The sequence below is a fragment of the Isoptericola sp. GX10416 genome (assembly GCF_056590155.1).
In genome coordinates this window covers 261,349-276,616 of the sequence record NZ_JBWPVO010000002.1, presented here as the reverse complement: position 1 = coordinate 276,616, position 15,268 = coordinate 261,349, and the positions used below count along the sequence as shown (strand labels likewise).

Here is a 15,268-nt window from a genome sequence, read left to right as displayed (position 1 = left end):
GGGCGATCCCCGAGAGAGCGAGGAACATCATGTCCGCACCGTCGATCCATCGCAGCACGCACCGGGCCGAGGCGTCGGAGAAGCTCCACGCCCACCTGCAGCGGGTCCTCGTGGCCCTCGTCGACCTGCACGTCCAGGGCAAGCAGGCCCACTGGAACGTCACGGGGCGCGGGTTCCGCGACCTGCACCTCCAGCTCGACGAGCTGGTCGACGTCGCCCGCGAGCACAGCGACACCGTCGCCGAGCGTCTGCGGGCGCTGCAGGCCGTGCCGGACGGCCGCACCGAGACCGTCGCCACGAAGACCGACCTCTCGCCCTACCCTGCCGGGCTGGTGTCGGTGGGCGACACCGTGGACGCGGTCGTCGAGCGCGTGGCGCAGACCGTCGAGGTCGTCCGCGACGTGCACGACGAGGTCGACGCCGAGGACCCGACCTCGGCCGACCTCCTGCACGAGATCATCGCCGACCTGGAGAAGCAGGCCTGGATGATCTCCTCGGAGAACTCCGAGGTCTGAGCACCGCGGTGGCCCCGCGCAGCACGACGGCGCGGCTCCTCGATCGAGGAGCCGCGCCGTCGGCGCGTCCGGGGCCGTCGCCTCCGGTGCTGTCGGGTCAGACGACGCCGAGCGAGATGATGGCGTCGGCCACGCGCGTGAAACCGCCCACGTTGGCGCCCACCACGTAGTCTCCCGGGGCGTCGTACTCGTCAGCGGTCGCGAGGCACTGGTCATGGATCGTGGCCATGATCTCGCCGAGCCGCTGCTCGGTGTAGTCGAAGCTCCAGGAGTCCCGCGAGGCGTTCTGCTGCATCTCGAGGGCCGACGTCGCCACGCCACCGGCGTTCGCGGCCTTGCCCGGCCCGAAGAGGACCTTGTGCTCGCGCAGCAGGGCCACGGCCTCGCGCGTGCACGGCATGTTGGCGCCCTCCGCCACGGCACGGACGCCGTTGGCCACCAGCCGCTCGGCGTCCTTGTCGGTGAGCTCGTTCTGCGTGGCGCAGGGCAGGGCGACGTCGGTCGGCACCTCCCAGAGGTTGCCCTCGGTGACGAACCGGGCGCCCGGGCGACGGTCGACGTAGTCGGACACCCGCCCCCGCTCGACCTCCTTGATCTGCTTGAGCAGGTCGAGGTCGATGCCCGCCTCGTCCACCACGTAACCGGAGGAGTCGGAGAACGTGATGACGCGGCTGCCGAGCTGCTGCGCCTTCTCGGCGGCGTAGATGGCGACGTTCCCCGAGCCGGAGATCGAGACGCGCAGACCGTCGAGCGACTCGCTGCGGGTCGCCAGCATGCGGTCCGCGAAGATGACGCACCCGTAGCCCGTCGCCTCCTTGCGGACCAGCGAACCGCCCCAGGTCAGCCCCTTGCCCGTCAGCACGCCGGACTCGTACCGGTTGGTGATCCGCTTGTACTGGCCGAAGAGGAAGCCGATCTCGCGAGCGCCCACACCGATGTCACCGGCAGGGACGTCGGTGTACTCGCCGATGTGGCGGTACAGCTCCGTCATGAACGACTGGCAGAAGCGCATGACCTCGCCGTCGGAGCGACCGCGGGGGTCGAAGTCCGAGCCGCCCTTGCCGCCGCCGATGGGCAGGCCGGTGAGAGCGTTCTTGAAGACCTGCTCGAACCCGAGGAACTTGACGGTTCCCAGGTAGACGGACGGGTGGAAGCGCAGGCCGCCCTTGTACGGCCCCAGGGCCGAGTTGTACTCCACCCGGAAGCCGCGGTTGATCCGGACCTGACCGGAGTCGTCGACCCACGGGACGCGGAAGATGATCTGGCGCTCGGGCTCGCAGATGCGCTCGAGCACCGCCGCCTCCGTGTACTGCGGGTTCTTGCGCAGCACCGGGACGAGCGACTCGAAGACCTCGCGCACGGCTTGGTGCAGCTCCACCTCGCCCGGGTTGCGCTGCAGCACCTCGGCAAAGGTCCCCTGCAGTTGGTCTTCCATCAGTTCTCCTCCGGTTCGACGGTGACGACGTGCCGGTCACGGCGCGCCCCTGGTGCTCCGGCCAGCATGACGATCTCATTCGCGCATGGCGAATCGTCCCGGAACGTGAGACGGCGAACCGGGCGCACGGCGACGATCAACCGAAGATGCGCGGCAGGGTGGCCTCGTGCACCTCGCGCGCCTCGTCCAGCGCGATCGCGAACGACTCGGCGCCGAACGACACCGTGACCGTGTCGCCGCCGGTCTCGCCGATCCGCGCGACCGGCACACCGGCCGCCTCGGCCGCCGCGACGATCTGGGCCTCCCGCTCCGGCGCCACCGCGACCAGCGCGCGTGCGGTGGTCTCGCTGAACAACGCAGCGAACGGCGTCACGCCGTCACGGCCGGTGACCGCGTCGAGCGAGGCGGTCACGCCGACACCGTAGCGCAGCGAGGCCTCGAGCAACGACTGCACGAGCCCGCCCTCGGACAGGTCGTGCGCCGCCGTCGCCGCCTGCGAGCGGCGCGCCTCCACGAGCACGCCGGCCAGCGCACGCTCGGCCTCGAGGTCGACCCGCGGGGGCAGCCCGCCGAGGTGGCGGTGCACGACGTCGGCCCAGGCGGACCCGTCGAGCTCGTCGGCGGTGGCGCCCAGCAGCAGCACCGACAGACCCGCGGCGCGCCAGCCCGAGGGCAGCGCGGTGCGCACGTCCTCGATGACACCGAGGACGCCGACCACCGGCGTCGGGTGGATCGACGAGTCGATCTGCCCGGGCTCACCCGAGCCGTTGTACAGCGAGACGTTGCCGCCGGTGACGGGCACGCCCAGCTCCTGGCACGCGTCGGCCAGGCCCTCGATCGCCTCGACGAGCTGCCACATCGAGTCGGGGTGCTCCGGCGAGCCGAAGTTGAGGCAGTCGGTGACGGCGAGCGGCGTCGCGCCCGTCGTCGCCACGTTGCGGTAGGCCTCGGCGAGCGCGAGCCGTGCGCCGGCCCGCGGATCGAGCTTGCCGTAGCGGCCGTTGGCGTCGGTGGCCAGGGCGACGCCCAGGCCGGTGGACTCGTCCACGCGCACCACGCCGCCGTCGTCGGGCTGGGACAGCGCGGTGTTGCCCTGGACGTAACGGTCGTACTGGTCGGTCACCCAGGCGGGTGAGGCGAGGTTGGGCGAGGCGAGCAGGCGCAGCGCCGTGGACCGCAGCTCGTCGGCGGTCTCCGGGCGGGCCAGCCCGAGGCCGGCCACGGACGCCCGCTGCAGGTCGTCCTGCCAGGCGGGGCGCGCGTAGGGGCGGTCGTAGACGGGGCCCTCGTGCGCGACGGTCCGCGGGTCGACGTCGACGATGCGCTGGCCGTGGTGGTCGATGGTGAGGCGGCCGGAACCGTTGACCTCGCCGATCACGGACGTCTCGACGTCCCACCGGTCGGTGATGGCCAGGAACGCGTCGAGCTTCTCCGGCGTGACGACCGCCATCATCCGCTCCTGCGACTCCGACATGAGGATCTCGCCGGCGTTCAGCGACGGGTCGCGCAGCAGCACGTCGTCGAGGTCGACGTGCATGCCGCCGTCGCCGTTCGAGGCGAGCTCGGAGGTGGCGCAGGAGATGCCGGCCGCACCGAGGTCCTGGATGCCCTCGACGACCTTCGCCGCGTAGAGATCCAGGCAGCACTCGATGAGCACCTTCTCCATGAAGGGGTCGCCCACCTGCACGCTCGGGCGCTTCGCGGGGACGCCGTCCTCGAAGGTCTCGGACGCGAGGATGGACGCCCCGCCGATGCCGTCGCCGCCGGTGCGCGCACCGAAGAGGATCACCTTGTTGCCGGTGCCGGAGGCGTTGGCGAGGTGGATGTCCTCGTGCCGCAGCACGCCCAGGCACAGCGCGTTGACGAGGGGGTTGCCCTGGTAGGAGGCGTCGAACACGAGCTCGCCGCCGATGTTCGGCAGGCCGAGCGAGTTGCCGTACCCGCCGACGCCGGAGACGACGCCGTGCACGACCCGCGCCGTGTCGGGGTGGTCGACCGCACCGAACCGCAGCTGGTCCATCACGGCCACGGGGCGGGCGCCCATCGAGATGATGTCGCGCACGATGCCGCCGACGCCGGTGGCGGCGCCCTGGTACGGCTCGACGTAGCTCGGGTGGTTGTGCGACTCGACCTTGAAGGTGACGGCCCAGCCGTCGCCGATGTCGACGACGCCGGCGTTCTCGCCGATGCCGACGAGCAGGTGCTCGGTCATCTCGGGCGTGACCCGCTCGCCGAACTTGCGCAGGTGGTTCTTCGACGACTTGTAGGAGCAGTGCTCGGACCACATCACCGAGTACATCGCGAGCTCGGCGGCCGTCGGGCGGCGCCCGAGGATGTCGCGGATCCGCTGGTACTCCTCGGCCTTGAGCCCGAGCTCGCCGTACGGCTGGGTCTCGTCGGGGTTCGCGGCGGCGTTCTCGACGGTGTCGAGCGTCGGGCGCAGGGGCGGCGCGGTGTCGGCGCGGTCGGCAGCGGCGGTCATCAACATCCCTCGGTTCGCACGGGGCGCCGGACCGGGTGATCTCCGTGCGCACGCGGCGGTCGCCGCACGCCCACGGAATCCGGCGTCGGTCCGGGCCAGGTCGCGCGCGACCCCGTGCCCCGACGACGTGCCACGAGCGCGGCTCGACGCGGGACGGGGCGGCGCAGGCTCAGTCTACCGGGGCGGCGGCGGTACCCGACGCGGCGGTAGGAGCGTCCGAGGAGACCGTGACGACGTGCGTCGCGGCGTCGTCGTCCTCCCTCGAGAGCTCCTCCGCCATCGCCAGCAGGAAATCGCGGACAGCCGGCCGCGCCGACGCCGGGACGGTCCGGGCGACGTCGAGCATGCGCGAGTGCATGCCCCCGAGGCGTTCCCGCACCTCGTGGTGGGCGTCGGGGGTGACCCGGAGCACCACGGAGCGGCGGTCGTCGGGGTGCGGTCCGCGTTCCAGGTGGCCCGACCGGCAGAGCCGGTCGACGAGCTTGGTGGTGGCGGCGGTGGAGACGTCGAGGTGCGTGCTGAGCATCCGGGGGGTCGCCGGCACGTCGGTGTGCTCACGCTCGATCACGAACCGCAGCGCGCGGAGGTCGTTGACGTTCATGCCCATGTCGCGGCTCGCGCGCTGCCGCATGGCCTCGTCGGCCCGGCGGAGGGTGCGCACGGCCTCGAGGAGGTCGCGCAGGTCCTCGTCGGCGGGTCCGTACCAGTACCGCGACGTCCCGCTGCTCGGCTGGGTCACGGGGACAGCGTAGCCCTGTCGTGGTTATTATCTAACCTGGCAAGATACTTTCCAAGTGTTCTAGTTCCCTGAGGAGAAGGCCGTGAGCAGGCAGAGCCCGGCGCCTTGCGCCATGCTGGAAGACGTGCTGGCGAGGGCGGGGCGAGCGGCGACGGCCACCGAGTACGACCGTGCCGCGCGACGGACGGCTGCCGTCGTCGTCGACACCTACTCGACGTCGTTCGGATGGGCCTGCCGACTCCTCGGGCCCTCGGTGCGGGACCACGTCCGTGCCGTCTACGCCCTCGTCCGGGTCGCGGACGAGATCGTCGACGACATCGCCGCCGACCTGACGGTCGCGCAGCGCGAGGAGCTGCTCACCGGGCTCGAGGAGGAGGTCGCCTTCGCCGCGAAGCGCGGCTACAGCCACAACCTCGTGGTCCACGGGTTCGTCAGGACCGCACGGCGATACGGGATCGGTCCCGACCTGGTCGACCCGTTCTTCGCGTCGATGCGCACGGACCTGTCCGTCACCCGGCACGACGACGAGAGCTTCGCGCGCTACGTGCACGGCTCGGCGGAGGTCGTCGGGCTCATGTGCCTGCGCATCTTCGTCGACGGGGCCGACGGCGCCTACGCACGCCGGGCGGCCGGCGCGGCCCGCCTCGGCGCGGCCTTCCAGAAGGTGAACTTCCTGCGCGACCTGGCCGACGACGTCGACGGCCGCGGGCGGAGCTACTTCCCCGGGCTCGACCCCGCGGCGTTCGACGACGCCACGAAGGACCGGCTGCTGGACGACATCGAGGCCGACCTGGCCGTGGCCCAGCGCGCGATCCGTGACCTGCCGCGATCCAGCCGGGTGGCCGTGCAGCTCGCGCACGACCTCTTCGCCGAGCTGACCCGTCGGATGCGCAGCACGCCCGCCGCCGTGCTGCGGCACCAGCGCGTGCGCGTGCCCGACGTCGTCAAGCTGCGCCAGGCGGCGCGCGCCGTGAGCCGGGAGATGACCCGATGAGGGTCGTCGTCGTCGGCGGCGGGATCGCCGGCCTGGCGACCGCCGGGCTCCTGGCCCGCGAGGGGCACGACGTCGAGGTCCTCGAGCGCCAGGACGCCGTCGGGGGACGCGCCGGCTCGTGGGAGTCGGGCGGCTTCCGCTTCGACACCGGCCCGTCCTGGTACCTGATGCCCGAGGTGTTCGACCGCTGGTTCCGTCTCATGGGCAGCAGCGCGGAGGCGGAGCTGGACCCCCGACCGCTCGACCCCGCCTACCGGGTGTTCTTCGACGGGCACGCGGGGCCCTTCGACGTGGCACCGGACCGCGCGCGCAACGTCGCTGCCTTCGAAGCCGTCGAACCCGGTGCCGGGGCACGGCTGGACCGCTACCTCGACTCGGCGCACGACACCTACGACATGGCGATGCGGCACTTCCTGTACACGACCTTCGCGTCGTGGCGGGGCCTCGCCTCGCGCGACGTGCTGACCCGCCTGCCGCGCCTCGGGACGCTCCTGGGCCGGTCGCTCGAGTCGTTCGTCGCCGGCAGGTTCGACGACGTCCGGCTGCGCCAGCTCCTCGGCTACCCGGCCGTGTTCCTCGGGTCCTCGCCGCAGCGTGCGCCCAGCATGTACCACCTCATGAGCGCGCTCGACCTGGACGGCGGCGTGCGGTACCCGCAGGGCGGCTTCCACGCCGTCGTCACCGCCGTCGCGCGCCTGACCGAGGACGCGGGAGCACGCGTCCGCACGGGTGCCCGCGTCACGGCGATCACGACGGCGCCCGGCCCCGGACCCGCCGGCGTCCCGGCCCCGCGCGGCCCCCGGGCGCACGCCACCGGGGTGCGGTGGACCGACGACACCGGCGCCGAGCACCAGACGCGTGCCGACGTCGTCGTCGCCGCCGCCGACCTGCACCACGTCGAGACCGAGCTGCTGCCGCCCCCGCTGCAGACCTACCCGCAGCGCTGGTGGGACCGGCGCGACCCCGGGCCCGGCGGCGTGCTCGCACTGCTGGGCGTCCGTGGGCGGCTTCCCGGGCTGGCCCACCACTCGCTGTTCTTCACCCGCGACTGGCACGCGAACTTCGGTGACATCGCCGCAGGGCGCGTGCCCGACCCGGCATCGCTGTACGTGTGCGCGCCCTCGCGCACCGACCCGACGGTCGCACCCGACGGCGACGAGAACCTGTTCGTCCTCGTGCCCGTCCCGGCCGACCCGGCGCTCGGCCGTGGCGGGGTCGACGGTGCCGGCGACGCCCGGATCGAGCAGGTCGCCGACGCCGCGATCGAGCGCGTCGCCGAGCAGGCAGGCGTGCCGGACCTGGCCGAGCGGGTCACGGTGCGCCGCACCCTCGGTCCCGGGGACTTCGCCGCTGACCTGTCCGCGTGGTCCGGCGGGATGCTCGGACCCGCGCACACGCTGCGCCAGAGCGCCATGTTCCGCGCCGGCAACCGGTCGCGCCGCGTGACCGGGCTGCTCTACGCGGGCGGATCGACCATCCCCGGCGTGGGGCTGCCCATGTGCCTCATCAGTGCCGAGCTGGTGCTCAAGCGCCTGCGGGGCGACACGAGCAGCGGCCCCGTACCGCTCCCCGGCCCCACCGCGACGGCGGAGGTCCCGTGAGCTGGGACCAGCTCGTGTACCTCGCTCTGCTGCTCGGAGCCCTGGCCTGCATGGCCCTGATCGACCACCGCGCACGCCTGCTCCTCTTCTCGGCGCACCCGGTGCGCGGCGCCGCCGTGCTGCTCGCCGGGACGGCCGTGTTCCTCGCCTGGGACGTCGTGGCGATCGCGGAGGGCTACTACGAGCGGGGCGGTGCCGCGATGACCGGCATCGAGCTCGCCCCGCACCTGCCGCTCGAGGAGCTGTTCTTCATCCTGTTCCTCTGCTACGTCACGCTCGTGCTGCACGGGCTGCTGGCACGATGGGCCACCCGGAGGACGAGCCGAGGAAGGACGGTCCGATGACGTACGCGCTGCTCGCCGTCGTGGTCGTCGCCGCCTGCCTGGCGCTCGCCGTCGCGGCCTCCGTGGCACGCGGGCTGGGCCCGCGGTGGTGGGCCCTGGTCGCTGTGACGGCCGCCGTCCTGGTCGTGCTGACGATGGTGTTCGACAGCCTGATGATCGCCGCGGACCTGTTCCGCTACGGCGACGGCGCCCTGCTCGGCCCCCGGGTCTGGCTCACGCCGGTCGAGGACCTGGCATGGCCGGTCGTGGCCGCCCTGCTGCTGCCCAGCCTCTGGGCCCTGGCCGCACCGAAGGAGATCACCGGATGACGGCCGTCGCTCACGACGGGCCCGCGGTCGCGCTGCGCCAGCTCGTCGGCTCGTCCCGCCCGGTCAGCTGGGTCAACACCGCCTACCCGTTCGCCGCCGCCTTCGTCATGGCGGGCGGCATCGCGGGCACCGGCGTCACCGAGCTGGTCCTGGGGACGCTGTACTTCCTGGTGCCGTACAACCTGCTCATGTACGGGCTGAACGACGTGTGGGACTACGAGTCCGACCTGCGCAACCCCCGCAAGGGCGGCATCGAGGGCGTGGTCCTGTCGCGCCGCTGGCACCGGCTGACCGTGTGGGCCGCCGTGGTGACCAACCTGCCGTTCCTCGGCTACCTCGTGACCGTGGGCGACGCGGCGTCGACGGCGGTGCTCGCCGTCAGCGTGTTCGCCGTGGTCGCGTACTCGGCACCGCGCCTGCGCTTCAAGGAGCGCCCGGTGCTGGACTCCGCCACGTCCAGCACCCACTTCGTCAGCCCCGCCGTCTTCGGGGTCGCGCTGGCGGACGGTTCCTTCAGCGGACCCGTGCTGGCGGCGCTCACGGGGTTCTTCTGCTGGGGCATGGCGTCGCAGGCCTTCGGGGCGGTGCAGGACGTCGAGGCCGACCGTGCTGCCGGGATCGGGTCGGTGGCCACCTGGCTCGGCGCGGGCCGGACGGTCCGGGCGGCGATGGCCGGTTACGCCGTCGGCGGTCTGGTGCTGCTCGCCTGCGGCTGGCCGGGCATGCTGGCCGCGCTGCTGACCGTGCCGTACCTGCTGAGCATCGCGCCCTTCCGGAACCTGGCGGACGCCGACTGCGAGCGGGCGAACGCCGGCTGGCGCCGGTTCCTGTGGCTCAACATCGTCACCGGGTTCCTCGTCACTCAGCTGTTGATCTGGACAGCCCTGCGCTGAACCGCCCCTCGACCACCGCGAGACCCGCGGTGGCCGCACCGAGCACCAGACCGACCGTCGTGTGCGGTGCCCGCACGCCGCGCGCCCGCAGGTGCTCGCCCGCGCGATACGCCCACCGCTCGCCGAGCACCGCGACGGTGCCGGCGACCGCCAGCCCACCGACGACCACGGCGCCGGTCAGCACCGGGCGGCCGGTGCCGTCGGCATCTCCCGCGCCGGTGGGGCAGGCGGGGCCACCAGGGTCGGCAGGGTCGACGGCACCGAAGGCACCGACGGCGTCACGGACGTCGCGGGCTGCAGCGCGCGCCTCGGAGCCCCCTCGCGTCGCCATGGCGAGCGCGAAGCCCGAGACGAGCACGGCGGTCTTGACGAGGGCGCGTGCGCGGCGCGAACGGACGACGTCGGGCACGGCGTACCACGCGAGCGTGGCGCCCCCGCTGATCGCCACCTCACGGAGGTCGATGCGCGGCGCGGCCGGTCCGGACGGTGCGGTGCTGGACGAGATGTCGGTCTGGCTCATGCCCGGGACAACGTGCCGCACCGGACCCAGGTTCCCGGCCGGTCCCGCATTGAACAACCCATGGACCACGTGACCCGTGTCCGTGAAACCGGTCACATCTTGTTCAGTTGCGTCAAGGGTTTGCTTGTGCGGCACACCGTGCTTTGATGCGCTCGTGGAACTTCTTCGACCATTCACCCCCGGTGCCTTCGCCTACGGGCTGGCGTCCTGGTCGTGGCTGGGCATCCACGGAAAGACGCCCCGGTTCGCCTCCCTGTTCGGCGACGTGTTCCTCGAGTCCCTCGAGGGATGGTGGTTCCTGGACACGGTGGAGGGCACGCTCGAGCTGCGCTGGCCCACCGCCGTCGAGCTCAGCGCCGAGCTCGAGTCCCCGGACGGCCGCACCGACCTCCTGCTCGAGGACCTCGTCATCGAGGCGGCCCGGTACGGCGTCGTCCCGCAGGACGACGAGGTCCTGACCTTCATGCCCCACCCGCGGCTCGGCGGTCGGTTCAGCGCCGAGAGCGTGGTCGCCGTCCGGTTCGAGCTCGCGCTGCGCCTCGCCGGCGAGGTGCACCGCCAGACCACCCCGGAGCCGTCCCCGCTGCTGCTGGGCCACAGCCTCGCAGGACGCCACACCCACACCTGAGAAGTCTGACCTTCACGCCCCCCTGAGGTCGCTCAGAGGTCCCGACGTGGTCGGTACCGACTTGTGACCTGCGAGCGATCCCCTGCGGATGCGGCCGCAAGGTTTCTGTCGTGTCCTGGAGTAGCACGGATGAGGCGGACCGTGGAGGTCAGGACGATGAGACGGGTGTTGCTCGCCGGGAGCGTCGTCGCCGTCGGCGACGGGTTGCTCCTCGGTTCGGCGATGGCGTTCGGATGGACGATGGTGGCGCTGCTGGCGATCACCGTGGGAGCGGCCGGCACGCTCGGCGTCGCGATGATGACGCCGCCCCCACGCGCACCGGCCCGTCCCGCCACCGTCACGCTGGGCCTGCCGCTGCGAGAGGTCACCACCGAGGACGCCGAGGACACGGTTCCTGACGGCGGCCCGCTCGTGCACCCGGCAGCCCAGGAACGCGGACCGGATTCCGCCGTCGTGCGGCCCGCCCCGCTCGCCGCCTGAGCCGGCGGCGGCGCGGACCGCTCCCGGCGGCGCTCAGCGCTTCTTCTTGAGAGCCTTTTCGCTCACCGGTGCCTCGCCGCTCGCGCGCCGGGCCGCGTAGTAGGCGCGTGCCTCGTCCTGGCGCTCGGCCTCCGCACCCGAGGCGATCTTGGCCCGCAGGTGCTCCTGGCCGAAGCCCCAGGCGTCGACCAGGTCCACGGCGTGGGGGCGCAGCCGCAGCAGCAGCCGGTCGACGTACGCCGTGACCGTGCGGGCACGCTGGTCGGAGAGCCGGCCGTGCAGCAGGTACCACGCGAGGTTGCGCTCGATCACGGTGAGCCCGAAGACGTCCCGCACCCACGTCATCACTCGGCGGGTGCCCGGGTCGTCGATCGACGGCAGGGCGTCGGTGAACGCCTCCCAGCGCAGGAGGTCGGCGTGCGCGCGCGCAGCCTCCACCAGGGCCACCTGGTTCTCGTCGAGGATGCGGGCCGCCTCGGCCGGGGACGCCTTCTGCGCGGGCCGCAGCGCCAGCGCCACCTCCTCGACCATGGTCGCCACCCGGTCGGCGAGCAGCTCGCGCTGCGTGTCGGCGTCGCGCAGGTGCCCCGCCGCCCGGCGCGGGTCACCGATGTCGGCGATCGCCTGCGTCACCCGGCGCAGGCCCGTCCGGTGCAGCGCGGCGTCGGTTGCCCGCTCCACGACGAACCGAGCCATGCCGGTCGGTGTCTTCGTCGCACCCTTGAGCTCGCGCCCGTAGTCGCCGACGAGCCGCTTGGCGACGAGCTGCGCCAGCACGGTGTTGTCCCCCTCGAACGTGGCGTAGACGTCGAGGTCGGCGTGCAGCGAGGTGATGCGGTTCTCGGTGAGGAACCCGGCGCCCCCGCACGCCTCGCGGCACTCCTGCAGCGTGTCGAGCGCGAACGCCGTCGACGTGGACTTCAGGGCTGCCGCCGTCGTCTCCAGGTCCTCCCGGTTCTCCGGGGTGTCGTGCTCGCCGGAGAAGACGTCGTCGAACAGGTCGAGGAGGCGCTCGTTCGCGAAGTGCCCGGCGTACGCCTCCGCGATCCGCGGGAAGAGCCGGCGACGGTGCGTCGCGTAGTCCAGCACCACCATCTCGTCGACGCCGGGCCCGGCGAACTGCCGGCGCTCCGCCGCGTACTTCACCGCGATGGCGAGACCGATCTTGGCCGCGTTGACGGCCGAGCCGTCGAGGGAGACACGGCCCTGCACCAGCGAGCCCAGCATGGTGAAGAAGCGACGCCCGGGGCTGTCGATCGGGGACGAGTACGTGCCGTCCGCCGCCACGGAGCCGTAGCGGGCCAGCAGATCGGTGCGCGGGACGCGGACGCCCGTGAAGTGCAGGCGGCCGTTGTCGACGCCGCGCAGACCGCCCTTGAGACCGTCGTCCTCGCCGCCGACGCCGGGCAGGAAGGCTCCGGCGCTGCCGTCGGGGTTCGTCTCGCGGATCGGCACGTAGAAGCAGTGCACGCCGTGGTCGACGCCGTCCGTGATCAGCTGGGCGAACACCGTGGCGGCCGTCGCGTGCTGCGCCGCGTTGCCGAGGTAGTCCTTCCAGGCCCCGCGGAACGGGGTGTCGATGACGAACTCCTCGGTCGCGGGGTCGTAGGTCGCCGTGGTGCCGATCGAGGCGACGTCGGACCCGTGCCCCGTCTCGGTCATGGCGAAGGCGCCCGGGACGCTCAGGTCCATCGCACCCGGGAGCAGCCGGTCCTGCTGCTCGGGCGTGCCCAGGTGCAGGATCGCCGCACCGAACAGGCCCCACTGCACCCCGGCCTTGATCTGCAGCGACGGGTCGGCCGCGACCAGCTCGGAGAAGCAGGCCAGGTTCGCGCCGGGCTGGTCGTAGCCGCCCAGGCGCTCCGGGAAGGCGAGCCAGGAGATCCGCTCGCCGTCGGCGACCATCTCGCGCATCTGCTCGAGGGTGCGCTCCCGGTGCTCCGCCGGCGTCAGCGTCTCGTCCTTGTGGAAGCGCGCCTCGCCGGCGCGCTCGCGCGCACGACGGCGGTCCTCGGGCCAGCGGCCCAGCAGCAGCTGGGTCAGCCCGTCGACATCGATCCGGAGGTCGCCGGTCGCGGAGGCTGCGCTCGCGGAAGTGGTGCTGGCGTGGTCGGCCGCGGGGCGGTCGGACGTCGTCGTCATCAGGACTCCTGCTTCTCGGTGGTGGGTGTGTCCGTCAGGCCCGCGGGCCGGCCGGAGGTGCCGTGGTGCAGCACCCCGACGGGCCCGTTCCAGAGCCAGGTCGTGATCTGGTCCGTGAGCTCCTCGCGCGTGAGACCCGCGGCGAGGGCGTGACCGAGCCACCACTCGCCGGTGCCCCGCACGAAGCCGACGGCTCCGGCGGCCCAGGCGGCCGCCGTCGGCTCCGGGACTCCCGCGGCCTGCGCGGCAGGCTCGGCGACGAGCGTGATGACCGAGTCCAGGTAGGCGCCGAGCGCCTCCACCTGGCCCGAGGCGCCGTCGTCGGGCACGTTGCCGCCGATGGACGTGCGCGTGACGAACCAGTAGACGTGCGGCGAGGCCTCGATGGTCTGCAGGTAGACGCGCACCATCGCCCGGAGGGCGGCGTGCGGCGTCGGCGCCTCGTGGGCCGCCGCGGCCAGCCGCCGGTGCATGCCCGCCACGACCGCCTCGGCGACGGCGAGCCGCAGCCCGGCCTTGTCGTCGAAGTAGCGGTAGAAGATGGACTTGGAGGTGCCGGCCACGGCCGCGATGTCGTCCATCGACGCGCCGGGGCCGAGCTCGTGGATCGCCCGGCGCGCGTCGCGCACGAGCGAGGTGCGCCGCTGGGCGCGATGATCGTCCCAGCGGGTCGACCGGCCGTCGGGCCTCGGGCGGGATGCGTTGTCCGCGCGTCCCTGTGCTGCGACCGTCATCGGTCACCCCCTCCTCGCCTCACGAAACTCAGAGTATCAGGTACTGTGAGTACCACCTGAAACCGTCGGAGTGTAAGGAAGCACCGCAGTGGCTACTCGCCAGAAGACCAGCGCCCCCGCGGCCGGCGGCACAGCCGCCCAGCCCCAGGGTGTCCGCGACGCCGTCATCGTCGGCGGCAACCGCATCCCCTTCTCGCGCGCGGGGAAGAAGTACGCGGACGCCTCCAACCAGGAGATGTTCACCGCCGCGCTCGAAGGCCTCGTCGCCCGGTTCGGCCTCCAGGGCGAACGCCTCGGCGAGGTCGTCGGCGGCGCCGTGCTCAAGCACTCGCGCGACTTCAACCTGATCCGCGAGTCCGTGCTCGGCTCCTCCCTGTCCCCCGCCACGCCGGCCTTCGACCTCCAGCAGGCCTGCGCCACCGGCCTCGAGGCGACCATCAACATCGCCAACAAGATCCGCCTCGGCCAGATCGAGTCCGGCGTCGCCGGCGGCAGCGACACCGTCTCCGACGCACCGATCGCCGTCAGCGAGGGCCTGCGCCGCGCCCTGCTCGAGGCCCAGCACGCCAAGACCTGGCAGGCCCGCGCCAAGGCGCTCGCCGCCATCCGCCCCGGCGACCTCAAACCGCTGGTGCCCGCCACCGACGAACCCCGCACCGGGCTGTCGATGGGTGAGCACCAGGCCGTCACCACCGCCCGCTGGGGCATCGCCCGCGAGGCGCAGGACGAGGTCGCGCTCGCCAGCCACCAGCACCTCGCCGCCGCGTGGGAGGCCGGGTTCTTCGACGACCTGGTGACCCCGTTCCGCGGCGTGACCCGCGACGACAACCTGCGCGCCGACACCTCGCTCGAGAAGCTCGCGAGCCTCAAGCCCGTCTTCGGCCGGTCGCTCGAGACGACCCCCACCATGACGGCCGGCAACTCCACGCCGCTGACCGACGGCGCCTCCACCGTGCTGCTCGGTTCGCGCGAGTGGGCCGAGTCCCACGACCTGCCCGTCCTCGCCCGGTTCGTCGACGCCGAGACCGCCGCGGTCGACTTCGTGCACGGCCACGAGGGCCTCCTCATGGCCCCCGTGCACGCCGTGCCCCGTCTGCTCGCCCGCACCGGGCTCACCCTGGACGACATCGACTTCTTCGAGATCCACGAGGCGTTCGCGTCGACCGTGCTCACCACGCTGGCCGCCTGGGAGGACCCCGACTACTGCCGCGACGAGCTCGGGCTGGACGGCGCCTTCGGTACCGTGGACCGCGCCAAGATCAACGTCAACGGCTCCTCGCTCGCCGCCGGGCACCCCTTCGCCGCCACCGGCGGGCGGATCGTCGCCACCGCCGCCAAGCTCGTCGCCCAGCGTGCCGCGGAGACCGGCCGGCCCGCCCGCGCCCTCATCTCCGTCTGCGCCGCAGGCGGCCTCGGGGCCACCGCCGTCGTCGAGTCCGTCTGACCCGGGAAG

General features: G+C 72.8%; 15 protein-coding genes. 9 read left to right on the top strand and 6 right to left on the bottom strand.

Translation table 11 applies throughout. The annotated features are described in order from the left end of the window. The first annotated feature begins 29 nt into the window (after window positions 1-29). A complete protein-coding gene (locus ACWAT2_RS05095; protein ID WP_402373607.1) occupies window positions 30-515 on the top strand; it encodes a Dps family protein in 486 nt (161 codons plus the stop codon). Window positions 516-612: 97 nt separating this feature from the next. Here ACWAT2_RS05095 and gdhA read toward each other — a convergent pair whose 3' ends face one another. From gdhA to ACWAT2_RS05080, 3 genes are all read right to left on the bottom strand, one after another. Continuing rightward, a complete protein-coding gene (gdhA, locus tag ACWAT2_RS05090; protein WP_402373605.1) occupies window positions 613-1,950 on the bottom strand; it encodes an NADP-specific glutamate dehydrogenase in 1,338 nt (445 codons plus the stop codon). A 136-nt stretch (window positions 1,951-2,086) separates the two neighbouring features. Beyond that, window positions 2,087-4,432, bottom strand: coding sequence for a phosphoribosylformylglycinamidine synthase subunit PurL (gene purL / locus ACWAT2_RS05085; protein WP_402373602.1), 2,346 nt, complete (start codon window positions 4,430-4,432; stop codon window positions 2,087-2,089). 169 nt (window positions 4,433-4,601) lie between these two features. Beyond that, window positions 4,602-5,171 (bottom strand): MarR family winged helix-turn-helix transcriptional regulator, encoded by a 570-nt coding sequence (locus ACWAT2_RS05080; protein ID WP_402373600.1) that lies wholly within the window; start codon window positions 5,169-5,171, stop codon window positions 4,602-4,604. 112 nt (window positions 5,172-5,283) lie between these two features. Here ACWAT2_RS05080 and ACWAT2_RS05075 point away from each other — a divergent pair, with 112 nt between their 5' ends. From ACWAT2_RS05075 to ACWAT2_RS05055, 5 genes are read left to right on the top strand one after another with little or no spacing between them, the layout of a single operon-like run. Then, the gene (locus ACWAT2_RS05075; protein ID WP_480048577.1) at window positions 5,284-6,165 is read left to right on the top strand and encodes a phytoene/squalene synthase family protein; all 882 of its coding nucleotides are present in this window, start codon (window positions 5,284-5,286) and stop codon (window positions 6,163-6,165) included. Further along, window positions 6,162-7,766 carry a phytoene desaturase family protein gene (crtI, locus tag ACWAT2_RS05070; protein ID WP_402373594.1) on the top strand — a complete coding sequence of 535 codons (1,605 nt, stop codon included), beginning with the start codon at window positions 6,162-6,164 and terminating at the stop codon, window positions 7,764-7,766. The genes ACWAT2_RS05075 and crtI overlap by 4 nt, the downstream gene beginning before the upstream one ends. Then, window positions 7,763-8,110 carry a lycopene cyclase domain-containing protein gene (locus ACWAT2_RS05065; RefSeq protein WP_402373592.1) on the top strand — a complete coding sequence of 116 codons (348 nt, stop codon included), beginning with the start codon at window positions 7,763-7,765 and terminating at the stop codon, window positions 8,108-8,110. Before crtI ends, ACWAT2_RS05065 begins: the two co-directional genes overlap by 4 nt. Further along, on the top strand, window positions 8,107-8,418 hold the full coding sequence (locus tag ACWAT2_RS05060; RefSeq protein ID WP_402373591.1) for a lycopene cyclase domain-containing protein: 312 nt from the start codon (window positions 8,107-8,109) through the stop codon (window positions 8,416-8,418). The genes ACWAT2_RS05065 and ACWAT2_RS05060 overlap by 4 nt, the downstream gene beginning before the upstream one ends. Further along, window positions 8,415-9,311 (top strand): prenyltransferase, encoded by an 897-nt coding sequence (locus ACWAT2_RS05055; RefSeq protein WP_402373588.1) that lies wholly within the window; start codon window positions 8,415-8,417, stop codon window positions 9,309-9,311. Before ACWAT2_RS05060 ends, ACWAT2_RS05055 begins: the two co-directional genes overlap by 4 nt. Here ACWAT2_RS05055 and ACWAT2_RS05050 read toward each other — a convergent pair. Continuing rightward, window positions 9,277-9,831: a hypothetical protein gene (locus ACWAT2_RS05050; protein ID WP_402373585.1), complete on the bottom strand. Its 555-nt coding sequence runs from the start codon at window positions 9,829-9,831 to the stop codon at window positions 9,277-9,279. The genes ACWAT2_RS05055 and ACWAT2_RS05050 overlap by 35 nt on opposite strands. Window positions 9,832-9,985: 154 nt before the next feature. Here ACWAT2_RS05050 and ACWAT2_RS05045 point away from each other — a divergent pair, with 154 nt between their 5' ends. Together ACWAT2_RS05045 and ACWAT2_RS05040 are read left to right on the top strand one after the other, a co-directional pair. Further along, window positions 9,986-10,459, top strand: a complete 474-nt coding sequence (locus tag ACWAT2_RS05045) for a hypothetical protein (protein ID WP_402373583.1) — start codon at window positions 9,986-9,988, stop codon at window positions 10,457-10,459. 156 nt (window positions 10,460-10,615) lie between these two features. Further along, window positions 10,616-10,939 carry a hypothetical protein gene (locus tag ACWAT2_RS05040; RefSeq protein ID WP_402373581.1) on the top strand — a complete coding sequence of 108 codons (324 nt, stop codon included), beginning with the start codon at window positions 10,616-10,618 and terminating at the stop codon, window positions 10,937-10,939. 33 nt (window positions 10,940-10,972) lie between these two features. Here the strand turns inward: ACWAT2_RS05040 and ACWAT2_RS05035 are convergent, their stop codons facing one another. After that, window positions 10,973-13,081 (bottom strand): acyl-CoA dehydrogenase family protein, encoded by a 2,109-nt coding sequence (locus tag ACWAT2_RS05035; RefSeq protein WP_402373578.1) that lies wholly within the window; start codon window positions 13,079-13,081, stop codon window positions 10,973-10,975. Next, window positions 13,081-13,815 carry a TetR/AcrR family transcriptional regulator gene (locus ACWAT2_RS05030; RefSeq protein WP_402373576.1) on the bottom strand — a complete coding sequence of 245 codons (735 nt, stop codon included), beginning with the start codon at window positions 13,813-13,815 and terminating at the stop codon, window positions 13,081-13,083. Before ACWAT2_RS05030 ends, ACWAT2_RS05035 begins: the two co-directional genes overlap by 1 nt. Before the next feature lie 88 nt (window positions 13,816-13,903). Here ACWAT2_RS05030 and ACWAT2_RS05025 point away from each other — a divergent pair, with 88 nt between their 5' ends. After that, entirely contained in the window at window positions 13,904-15,259 is a 1,356-nt protein-coding gene (locus ACWAT2_RS05025; protein WP_402373574.1) for an acetyl-CoA C-acetyltransferase, read from the top strand. Window positions 15,260-15,268 lie beyond the last annotated feature (9 nt).